Origin of the sequence: Propionivibrio sp. (assembly GCF_017995515.1) — a bacterium.
Classification (GTDB): domain Bacteria; phylum Pseudomonadota; class Gammaproteobacteria; order Burkholderiales; family Rhodocyclaceae; genus Propionivibrio.
Genome location: NZ_JAGOIT010000078.1, coordinates 1 through 10,623, shown reverse-complemented (window position 1 = coordinate 10,623; position 10,623 = coordinate 1). Strand labels below are relative to the sequence as shown.

At 64.6% G+C, this 10,623-nt stretch carries 7 protein-coding genes; 4 read left to right on the top strand and 3 right to left on the bottom strand.

Features of this window, described 5'->3' with window-relative positions:
- The 3 genes from feoB to KBA32_RS12610 form a co-directional block, all read right to left on the bottom strand.
- A partial coding sequence (feoB, locus tag KBA32_RS12620) for a Fe(2+) transporter permease subunit FeoB (RefSeq protein WP_294359431.1) occupies window positions 1-1,775 on the bottom strand: 1,775 nt, incomplete at its 3' end.
- Entirely contained in the window at window positions 1,775-2,005 is a 231-nt protein-coding gene (locus KBA32_RS12615; RefSeq protein WP_294359429.1) for a FeoA family protein, read from the bottom strand. The genes KBA32_RS12615 and feoB, both read right to left, overlap by 1 nt.
- A gap of 25 nt (window positions 2,006-2,030) precedes the next feature.
- Entirely contained in the window at window positions 2,031-2,276 is a 246-nt protein-coding gene (locus tag KBA32_RS12610; protein WP_294359427.1) for a FeoA family protein, read from the bottom strand.
- A gap of 395 nt (window positions 2,277-2,671) precedes the next feature.
- Here KBA32_RS12610 and KBA32_RS12605 point away from each other — a divergent pair, with 395 nt between their 5' ends.
- The 4 genes from KBA32_RS12605 to cphA (KBA32_RS12590) all read left to right on the top strand — a co-directional run bounded on the left by KBA32_RS12605 (window position 2,672) and on the right by cphA (KBA32_RS12590) (window position 10,285).
- The gene (locus KBA32_RS12605) at window positions 2,672-4,894 is read left to right on the top strand and encodes an ABC transporter ATP-binding protein (RefSeq protein ID WP_294359424.1); all 2,223 of its coding nucleotides are present in this window, start codon (window positions 2,672-2,674) and stop codon (window positions 4,892-4,894) included.
- Window positions 4,891-5,364 (top strand): DUF1854 domain-containing protein, encoded by a 474-nt coding sequence (locus tag KBA32_RS12600; protein WP_294359422.1) that lies wholly within the window; start codon window positions 4,891-4,893, stop codon window positions 5,362-5,364. The genes KBA32_RS12605 and KBA32_RS12600 overlap by 4 nt, the downstream gene beginning before the upstream one ends.
- A gap of 90 nt (window positions 5,365-5,454) precedes the next feature.
- Window positions 5,455-7,593 carry a cyanophycin synthetase gene (gene cphA, locus KBA32_RS12595; protein ID WP_294359420.1) on the top strand — a complete coding sequence of 713 codons (2,139 nt, stop codon included), beginning with the start codon at window positions 5,455-5,457 and terminating at the stop codon, window positions 7,591-7,593.
- 88 nt (window positions 7,594-7,681) lie between these two features.
- Complete coding sequence (gene cphA / locus KBA32_RS12590) at window positions 7,682-10,285, top strand: cyanophycin synthetase (protein ID WP_294359418.1); 2,604 nt, start codon at window positions 7,682-7,684, stop codon at window positions 10,283-10,285.
- Window positions 10,286-10,623 lie beyond the last annotated feature (338 nt).

The window sequence follows — 10,623 nt, the reverse complement described above, 5'->3', positions numbered from 1 at the left end:
AGCGTGCCGACGACGGCTTCCTTGGCGAGCACGCCGGTAAAGATGCCGACGGCGGCCGGCCAGTTCTCGGCGTTCAGGCCGAGCGGCGCGAAGGCCGGCGAGATCGTGCGCCCGATTTCGGCGAGCACCGACTTGTCGCTGTCCTCGTTGCCGTAGCTGCCGTCCGTACCGACCGCGTTGAGGAAGTTCAGCACCAGCACCATCGGCACGATGACGCGGCCGGCGCGGATGACGAAGCTGCCCAGGCGTTCCCAGGTATGGATCAGCACGCCTTTCAGCGTCGGCAGGTGATACGGCGGCAGTTCCATGATGAACGGCGTCGCCTCGCCCTTGAGCAGCGAGTTCTTGAGCATCAGCCCGGTGAGCACGGCGAGCGCGATACCGATGAGGTAGAGCGCAAAAACAACGTTCTGCGCGTCGTTCGGGAAGAAGGCGGCGCCGAACAGCACGTAGACCGGCAGACGCGCGCCGCAGGACATGAACGGCGCCATGGCGATCGTCATCAGGCGATCGCGGCGATGCTCGAGCGTGCGCGTCGCCATGATCGCCGGCACGTTGCAGCCGAAGCCGACGATCAGCGGCACGAACGATTTGCCCGGCAAACCGACCCAGCGCATGAAGCGGTCCATGACGAACGCGGCGCGCGCCATGTAGCCGGAACCTTCAAGCACCGAAAGGAAAAGATAGAGGAAGCCGATCACCGGAATGAAGGTGGCGACCGTCTGCAGACCTCCACCGATGCCCTTGGCCAACAGCACGGTCAGCCACTCCGGCGAACCCAGGCTGCCCAGCAACTCGCCGAAACCGTCAACCAGCAAGGCCGCGGCGAACTGGTCGAAGAAGTCGATGAAGGCACCGCCGATGTTGATGGTGAACATGAACATCAGGTACATCATCACGAGAAAGATCGGAATGCCGAGCACGCGGTTCAGCACCACGCGGTCGATCTTGTCGGTCATATCGCGCGCGACCTGGCCGCTGATGCGGACGCTGGCGTTGGCGATGCGGTTCGCGAGGCTGTAGCGCGCATCGGCAACGAGGATGTCGAGGTCGTCCCCGAACTGCCTAGCCGCCTGCCTGGCTTCACTAGCCAGGGCGTCGCCAACGATCTTGCGCGCCAGATCATCACCTTCAAGCAGACGGACCGCCAGCCAGCGCGGCGACGCTTTTGCTGCCGGACTCGCCGATTCGATGCTCGCTGCCAGCTTGCCGATGGCAGTGTTCAATTCATCCGAATAGGCAACCGCGGCTTTCGCCCGCGGCCCCTCTTCGACCGCCTTGCCGATCGCCGTCTTCAGCTCGGGCACGCCCTTGCCGGTCGACGCGATCACCGGCAGGACCGGGCAGCCAAGTTGTGCAGCCACTTCGGCAACGCTGACCTTCATGCCCTTACTCTCGGCCACGTCGACCATATTGAGCACGACGAGCAGCGGCACGCCCATTTCGACAAGTTGCGTCGTCAGATAGAGGTTGCGCTCGAGGTTGGACGCATCGACGATGTTGATGACAAGATCGGCTTCGCCCTCCTGCACGTAATCGCGCGCGACGCGCTCGTCGAGCGAAATGTCGCGGTCGACGACGTCCAGCGAGTACGTTCCCGGCAGATCGACGACCTCGATCGTAGCCTCGCCCAGGCGGAACTCGCCGCTCTTGCGCTCGACCGTCACGCCCGGCCAGTTGCCGACGCGCTGCGTGGAGCCCGTCAAGGCATTGAACAGCGTCGTTTTGCCGCAGTTGGGATTACCGACGAGACCGATGGTGAAGCTCTTCTTCATCACAGCTTCTCCACGTTGAGGCTGGCTGCTTCGTCCTTGCGCAACGAGATGCTGCAACCGCGCACGCGAATCTCGACGGGATCGCCCATCGGTGCGACGCGCGTAATGCCGATCTCGACCCCCGGCGTCAGGCCCATGCTCAACAGCTTGCGGCGATAGCTGCCGCCCGCCTCGCTGTAGCCGGTCACCTTCGCCGAATCGCCAACCTGGAGTTCTCCCAGCGTGGTCATCTACTTTTCTCCAAAAACAATGAAATCAAGCTTCCGCGAGCGGAGCAACCATGATCTTGTGCGCCATGCCGCCACCGAGCGCGAAGCGCGTCTCTCCGCGCATGACGACCACGCCGCCGCCTTCGCGCTGGCGGACGACGAGTTTGGCGCCGACATTCAGGCCCATCTCGGTCATTCGGCGATCAAGCCCGTAACCGCCTTTCAGCGCAACGACGAGTACGTGACGGCCTTCGTCGGCCATACTCAGCGGGAATGAAGCCGCGGCATTCATGACGACCACCCGGCAGCCAGGATACGGCCCGGTTCATCCGCCCCCGGAGAACCAGTCACGACATCGCTGCTCATGGCGCTTTCCTTCATCCCTGCTTCACTCACGTCTGCCACGGCAAATCATCCTGATCTGATAAACGTTATCACTATACATGCGAACGATTATCACTTGCAAGGACATATTGCATCATTTCTGTCGAAAGCTGTTACACCAGAGCGCAAACGAAGGCAGATATACTTGCCGGCTTCCAAACTTCCGCGATGCCTTTGGGCCCGCCAACGATGACTTCCCGCCAATCGCCCTCCTCCCAGCTCGCAGCACCCGCCGCTCCTGAACTCCTCGGGGCCACGACCATCCCGCTGCCCGAAGCCTGGCGCGGCGAGGTCGGATCGCAATTGAGCGCGGAAGAAAAGCTGCTTGCCTGGCTGGAAATCGACCTTGACGAAAGTCTTCGGTACGCAGCCGGCCTCGTCGTGCTTACCAGCCGCCGGCTGCTCGCCCGTCAGGCGGGCGAATCGCAGTGGCAGTCATGCAACTACCGCGCAGGACTCTCGCTCACGCGCCGCGACCATTCGGGCGTCGGCAGCCTTGAGCTGTTCGACGGCGACGGGCGGCTGGCCATCTGGCGTTACACACTGGGCGGCGACATGGCTGCCGGCCGCCTGATCGATCATTTCGATCGCCAGCTCGCGTTTCAACTGACTGGCGAGGTTCCGCCGCAACCGGAGCAGGCGCTGTGTCCGACCTGCGAGACGCCGCTGCTCGCCGGACAGGAGGAGTGCCCGGTGTGCAGCAAGGAAATTCACACGCCACCTTCGACCTGGACGCTGTTCCGCCTCTGGCGCTTTGCCAAACCCTATCGCTGGAAGCTGTTCGGCGGCTTTTTGTTATCGCTGGCGGCGATGGCGGCAACGCTGGTTCCGCCGTATCTCACCATGCCCCTGATGGACCAGGTGCTGATCCCGTTCCAGAACGGCAAGCCGATCGACACCGGCTTGGTCGCGCTCTATCTGTCCGGCCTTCTCGGCGCGGCGATCCTCGCCTGGGGCCTGGGCTGGGCGCGCACCTTCTCGCTGGCCATCGTTTCCGAACGCATCGGTGCGGACTTGCGGACAACGACCTACGAACACCTGATGCAGCTGTCGCAGGAGTACTTTGGCGGCAAGCGCACCGGCGACCTGATGTCGCGCATCGGCTCCGAGACGGACCGCATCAACCTGTTCATCTCGCTGCACTTCCTCGACTTCGCGACCGATGTGCTGATGATCCTGATGACCTCGGCCATCCTCTTCTCGATCAATCCGCTGCTCGCGCTCGTCACCCTGCTACCGCTGCCGATCATCGCCTGGATGATCCACAACGTGCGCGAAAAGCTGCGCTCCGGGTTCGACCGCGCGCACCGCATCTGGGCCGAAGTCACCAACGTGCTCTCCGACACGATTCCGGGCATTCGCGTCGTCAAGGCCTTCGCCCAGGAAAGTCGCGAAGTGGCGCGTTTCCGTACCGCCAACGTGCGCAACCTGGAAGTCAACGACAAGGTCAACAAGGTGTGGTCGCTGTTCGGGCCGACCGTCACGCTGCTCACCGAAGTCGGCCTGCTCGTCGTCTGGGCCTTCGGCATCTGGCAGATTTCGCGCAACGACATCACGGTCGGCGTGCTCACCGCCTTCCTCGCCTACATCGGCCGCTTCTACGTTCGCCTGGATTCGATGAGCCGTATCGTCTCGGTGACGCAAAAGACTGCGGCCAGCGCCAAACGCATCTTCGACATTCTCGATCACGTATCCAGCGTGCCCGAGCCGACCAGTCCGGTGCATCTGTCGAGCGTCTCCGGGCGGATCGAACTACAAGATGTCGGCTTCCGTTACGGCACGCGCAGCGTCACGCGCGACATCAGCCTCGCCATCGAGCCGGGTGAAATGATCGGCCTCGTCGGTCACAGCGGTTCCGGCAAGAGCACGCTCGTAAACCTGATCTGCCGCTTCTACGACGTCACCGAGGGCGCGATCCTGATCGATGGCGTCGACATCCGCTCGCTGCCGGTCGCCGAATACCGCCGCAACATCGGTCTGGTGCTGCAGGAACCCTTCCTCTTTTTCGGCACCATCGCCGAGAACATCGCCTACGGCAAACCGGAGGCGACGCGCGAGGAGATCATCGCCGCCGCCCGCGCCGCGCACGCGCACGAGTTCATCCTGCGCCTGCCGCACGGCTACGATTCCCTGGTCGGCGAACGCGGCCAGGCACTCTCCGGCGGCGAACGCCAGCGCATCTCGATCGCACGCGCATTGCTCATTGACCCGAAGATCCTGATCCTCGACGAAGCCACCTCGTCGGTCGACACGACGACCGAGAAGGAAATCCAGAAGGCGCTCGACAACCTGGTGCGCGGCCGCACGACCATCGCCATCGCGCACCGCTTATCTACATTGCGTGACGCCAACCGCCTCGTCGTCCTCGACCGCGGCAGCGTCGCCGAGGTCGGCAACCACGACGAACTGATGGCGGTCGAAGGACACTATTACCGCCTTTACCAGGCGCAGGCGCGCAATGTCGACGGCGAGGCCGGATCGGGCAGCCCGAGCAGCACGGAAGACCAGGAAGGAGACCGTGAATGACCACCACTGCCGATTTTCAGTTGCAACGCGACGCTTTCGGCCGCCTGATGCTGATCGACAGCGAGGGTACTGCGCACGCCGGCGTAACCACCGTGCGTGCCTTCCCGATCAGTTCACCGGAAGACGGCATTGCCATCGTCGACCCCTACGGCCACGAACTCGCCTGGATCGATCGCGTGGACGACCTCCCCGCCGACCTGCGCGCACTGGTCGAAGGCGAACTGGCCAGCCGAGAATTCATGCCGATCATCAGCCGCATCGTCGATGTTTCCAGCTTCGCGACGCCGAGCACGTGGAAGGTCGTCACGAACCACGGCGACACGCAATTCGTCCTCAAGGGCGAAGAGGACATCCGGCGCCTGGGTATCCAGGGTCTGCTCATCGCCGACAGCCACGGCATCCACTTTCTCATCCGCGATCGCTACGCGCTCGACGCGCATAGCCGCAAGATTCTCGATCGCTTCCTGTAAGCCAAATGACATTGCCGGCGTTATTGGTGAAAGCGCCGCCACTTCCCGCCTCGAAGACCTCGACACGCCCCTCTTGAAACCATGGACTCCATGAATACGAAAGACATCAAGTTTCTCGAAATCCGCTATCTGCGCGGACCCAACATCTGGACGTATCGCCCGGTGATCGAAGCCATCGTCGATATCGGCGAACTCGAAGACTATCCGTCGAACACGATCCCCGGCTTTGTCGACCGCCTCAAGGCCTTCCTGCCGACACTGATCGAGCATCGCTGCAGCTACGGCGAACGCGGCGGCTTCCTGCGCCGCCTCGATGAAGGCACCTGGCCGGGCCACATCCTCGAACACGTGACGCTCGAACTGCAGAACCTCGCCGGCATGCCGGGCGGCTTCGGCAAGGCGCGCGAGACTTCGATCCGCGGCGTCTACAAGGTCGTCGTCCGCGCCTGGCACGAAGACGTCACGCGCGCCTGCCTCGAAGCCGGCCGTGAGCTCGTCCTGGCGGCGATCCAGGACCGGCCGTTCAATGTCGCTGCCAACGTCGAGCGCTTGCGCGAGATGGCCGAACACAAGCTGCTCGGGCCGAGCACCGGCTGCATCGTCGAGGCGGCAACGTCGAAGGAGCGGCGTATCCCGGCGATCCGCATGCTGGCCAACGGCAACATGGTCCAGCTCGGCTACGGTGTGCGCAGCCGCCGCATCTGGACGGCCGAAACCGACCGTACCAGCGCCATCGCCGAGACGATCTCGCGCGACAAGGATCTCGCCCGCTCGCTGCTGCAGTCCTGCGGCGTCCCCGTCCCCGAAGGCCGGGTTGTCGACGATGCCGACGAAGCCCGGGATGCCGCGGGAGACGTCGAAACGCCGCTGATCATCCGACCGGCCAAGGGTCTCTATGGACGCAGTGTGTTTGCCGGCGGGACGCCGCAACCGACGCGCGAAAACATCGACGCCGCGTATGCCGCCGCCGACGAGGCAAGTTGTGCGGTACTCGTCGAGCGCCACATTGAAGGCTCGGAACACCGGCTGCTGATGGTCGGCGGCAAGCTCGTCGCCGCGACGCGCAGCGAAATCGTCTCGGTGCTCGGCGACGGCCGGTCGACGATCAGCGAACTCGTCGCCGCGACGCAAAAAGACCTTATCCTCGCCACGAACAGCGAGGCGATCGCCGAGATCGCGCAGCAGGGTTTCACACTGGATGCCGTGCCGCCGTTCGGCCGCGAGGTCGTCATCCTCAGTACCGGCACGCACGCGCACGACATCACCGACCGCGTCCATCCGTCCACCGCCGAGATGGCCTCGCTCGCCGCGCGCGTCATCGGCCTCGATATTGCCGGCGTCGACGTCGTGTGCAAGGACATTTCGCGGCCGCTGGAGTCGCAGGGCGGCGCCATCGTCGAGGTCAACGCCGGTCCCGGCCTGCTGATGCACATCAAGCCGGCCTCGGGCGAGCCTCGCCCGGTCGGCAATGCGATCGTCGAGCATCTGTTCCCGAACGGCGACGACGGGCGCATCCCGCTGATCGGCATCACCGGCAGCTACGGCAAGACGACGGTCGCCGCCATCGTCGCCCGCCTGCTCACGCTCTCCGGCAAGCACACGGCGCTCACCAGCAGCAAGGGAGTCTTCCTCGATCGCCGGCAGACCGAGAAAGGCGACTGCGCCAACTGGACGTCTGCGCATCGCATCCTGATGAACCGCGCCATCGAAGCCGCGGTTTTCGAGAACGGCAGCGACACTATCCTCAGCGAAGGGCTCGCCTACGACCGTTGCCACATCGGCGTCGTCACCAACGTCGATATTGCGCGGCACACCGGCCGCTACTACATCGACAAGCCCGAGCACGTGTTCAACGTCCTGCGCACGCAGGTCGACCTGGTGCTGCCGAACGGAGCGGCCGTTCTGAATGCACGCGAGCCGATGCTCGTCGAGATGGCGCCACTGTGTGACGGCGAGGTCATCTACTTCGCGCTCGACCCGCAACTGCCGGTCATCAGCGAACACCTGAGCCACGGCAAGCGCGCCGTCATCGTCCGCTACGACCAGATCATGCTGGCCAGCGCACAGGGCGAGGTCGCCCTGGTCCGCCTCGCCGACATCCCGCTGACGCAGGGCGGCAAGGACACGGCGCATGTCGAGAACATGCTCGCCGCCGTCGCCGTCGCCTGGGCGCTCGACGTCTCGCTCGACGTCATGCGCACCGGGGTCGAGACTTTTTTCATCGAATGATCAGCAGCTTGGCGAATGCGGGCGGTCAGTGACGCCTTGGCTTCGGTCGCGAAGGCCGGAACGGACAGGAACGGAAAAGGACAATTTCATGGAAGTATCACGTATCCGGGCGCTACGCGGCCCCAATCTGTGGAGTCGGCATACCGCGATCGAAGCCATCGTCGCGTGCGACGAGGTCGAACGCGCGATCAGCAACATTCCGGAATTCGAAGCGCGCCTGCGTGAGCGCTTTCCCGAGATTGCGCTGTTGCAGCCGGCGGTCAACTTCCACGTCGTCTCGATGGCGCACGCCCTCGAATTCGCCGCGCTGGGCCTGCAATCCCAGGCGGGTTGTCCGGTCACCTTCAGCCGGACGACGGAAACCGTCGAAAAGGGCATTTATCAGGTCGTGGTGGAATACAGCGAGGAGGACGTCGGCCGCCTCGCCTTCGAACTGGCACAGGAACTCTGCCGCGCCGCCGTCGACGACCTCCCCTTCGAACTCGATGACGCACTGCACCGCCTGCGCGAGCTCGACGAGGAAGTCCGCCTCGGGCCGAGCACAGGTTCGATCGTCTATGCCGCGATGGCGCGCAACATCCCCTATCGCCGCCTGACCGAAGGCAGCATGGTGCAGTTCGGCTGGGGCAGCAAACAGCGTCGCATCCAGGCGGCCGAAACCGACCGCACGAGCGCACTCGCCGAATCGATCGCGCAGGACAAGGAACTGACCAAGACGCTGCTTCAGTCCGCCGGTGTTCCGGTGCCGACCGGCCGGCCGGTGGCGAACGCTGCCGACGCCTGGGCTGCCGCCTGTGAAATCGGCGTCGAAAACGGCCACCCCGTCGTCGTCAAGCCGCAGGACGGCAACCAGGGCAAGGGCGTGACCGTCAATCTGACGGCGCGCGAACAGATCGAAGCCGCTTACGCTTCGGCCTTCAAGATCAGCGATGCCGTGCTCGTCGAGCGTTTTCTCCCCGGCCAGGATCACCGCATCCTCGTTGTCGGCAACAAGCTCGTCGCCGCCGCCCGGCGCGAACCGCCGATGGTCATTGGCGACGGCGTGCGCAGCGTGCGCAGCCTCGTCGAACTCGTCAATGCCGACCCGCGCCGCGGCGAAGGTCACGCCACCTGCCTGACCAAGATCCGCTTCGACGACATCGCCCTCGCCCGCCTTGCGGAAGACGGCCTGACCGCCGATTCGATCCCGGCGCGCGGCCAGCGCGTCATCCTGCGCAACAACGCCAACCTGTCGACCGGCGGCACCGCTACCGACGTCACTGACGACGTCCATCCCGACTTCGCCGCGCGCGCCATCGCCGCCGCGCAGATGGTCGGCCTCGACATCGCCGGCGTCGATATCGTCTGCAGCGACGTCCTGCGTCCGCTCGAAGAGCAGAACGGCGGCATCGTCGAACTGAACGCCGCGCCCGGCCTGCGCATGCACCTGCAGCCCTCGTTCGGCAAAGGCCGCGCGGTCGGCGAAGCGATCATCGGCAACATGTTCAAGGAAGGCGACGACGCGCGCATCCCGCTCGTCGCCGTCGCCGGTACCAACGGCAAGACGACCACGGTTCGCCTCATCGCCAGCATCCTCGGATGCAACAGCCACCGCGTCGGCATGACCAGCACCGACGGCGTCTACATCCAGGGCAAGCGCATCGACACCGGCGATTGCAGCGGCCCGAAGAGCGCGCGCAACGTCCTGATGCACCCGGACGTCGACGCGGCCGTGCTCGAAACCGCGCGCGGCGGCGTGCTGCGCGAGGGCCTCGGCTTCGACCGCTGCGACGTCGCCGTCGTCACCAACATCGGCCAGGGCGACCACCTCGGTCTCGCCTACATCAGCACGGTCGAGGACCTGTCGGTCGTCAAGCGCGTGATCGTGCAGAACGTCAAGCCGGACACCGGTGTCGCCGTGCTCAATGCCGCCGACCCGATGGTCGCCCGCATGGCCGATTCGTGCCCCGGACAGATCACTTTCTTCGCCTGCGACATTCATCATCCGGTCATGGCCACGCATCGCGCCCTCGGCAAGCGCATCGTCTATCTCGACGGCGACGTCATCGTCGCCTGCGAGGGCCGTTTTACGCACCGCGTCCCGCTCTCGGGGATACCGGTCACCGCCAACGGCGCGATCGGCTTCCAGATCGAGAACGCGATGGCTGCACTCGGCGCCGGCTGGGCGCTCGGGCTTGACTGGGACGTCATTCACGCCGGTCTCGCCGGCTTTGTTAACGATGCCGCATCGGCGCCAGGCCGCTTCAACCTCTTCGACTATCGAGGCGCGACGCTGATCGCCGACTACGGCCACAACCCGGATGCCATCCAGGCACTGGTCAACGCCATCGACAAGATGCCGTTCAAACCCGACTGCCACCGCACCGTCGTCATCAGCGGCGCTGGCGACCGGCGCGACGAGGACATTCGCCAGCAGACGGAAATCCTCGGCGACGCCTTCGACCAGGTCGTCCTCTACCAGGACCAGTGCCAGCGCGGCCGCGCCGACGGCGAAGTCCTGGCTCTGCTGCAACTCGGCCTGAAGGAGGCCAAGCGGACGTCCGAAGTGAGGGAAATCCGCGGTGAGTTCCTGGCCATCGATACGGCGCTGGAAACGCTCAAGCCCGGTGATCTCTGCCTGATCCTCGTCGATCAGGTCGATGAAGCGCTCGAGCACATCGCCAAGCGCGTCACCGAGGCCAGGGCCGGCTGATCCGGGATCATCCGGCGATCGGCATGGGCGGCAGCCCTTATGGACCGCGCCCTGCCACACCACCCTGCATGTGGGTCCGCACAGGGCGGTTCAAGAAGTTGAGGCTAACCCGGATATTTCGTGAAGAGGTGTCGGCGGAACCGCCAAAAGGCGCTCTAGTACAGGTATCGAAGCCGTATATGGAGGAGTTCCACCGATGCCAGGTTGTACCGTTCAACAGATGGTGTTTGGGCGCGTGGGTCGCCGCGAAATCGAGGCGAATTTCGGTGGAGGCGCGCTCAGTTCAGACGGAGGCGTCCTGCTGGTGCGGCAGGTGGATCGCAAGATCGGCTTGTCGG

Bases quoted from the DNA above. Each gene is read 5' to 3' on its own strand.
- KBA32_RS12615 (WP_294359429.1), bottom strand. From the start codon at position 2,005: ATGACCACGCTGGGAGAACTCCAGGTTGGCGATTCGGCGAAGGTGACC.
- KBA32_RS12610 (WP_294359427.1), bottom strand. From the start codon at position 2,276: ATGAATGCCGCGGCTTCATTCCCGCTGAGTATGGCCGACGAAGGCCGT.
- KBA32_RS12600 (WP_294359422.1), top strand. From the start codon at position 4,891: ATGACCACCACTGCCGATTTTCAGTTGCAACGCGACGCTTTCGGCCGC.
- cphA (WP_294359420.1), top strand. From the start codon at position 5,455: ATGAATACGAAAGACATCAAGTTTCTCGAAATCCGCTATCTGCGCGGA.
- cphA (WP_294359418.1), top strand. From the start codon at position 7,682: ATGGAAGTATCACGTATCCGGGCGCTACGCGGCCCCAATCTGTGGAGT.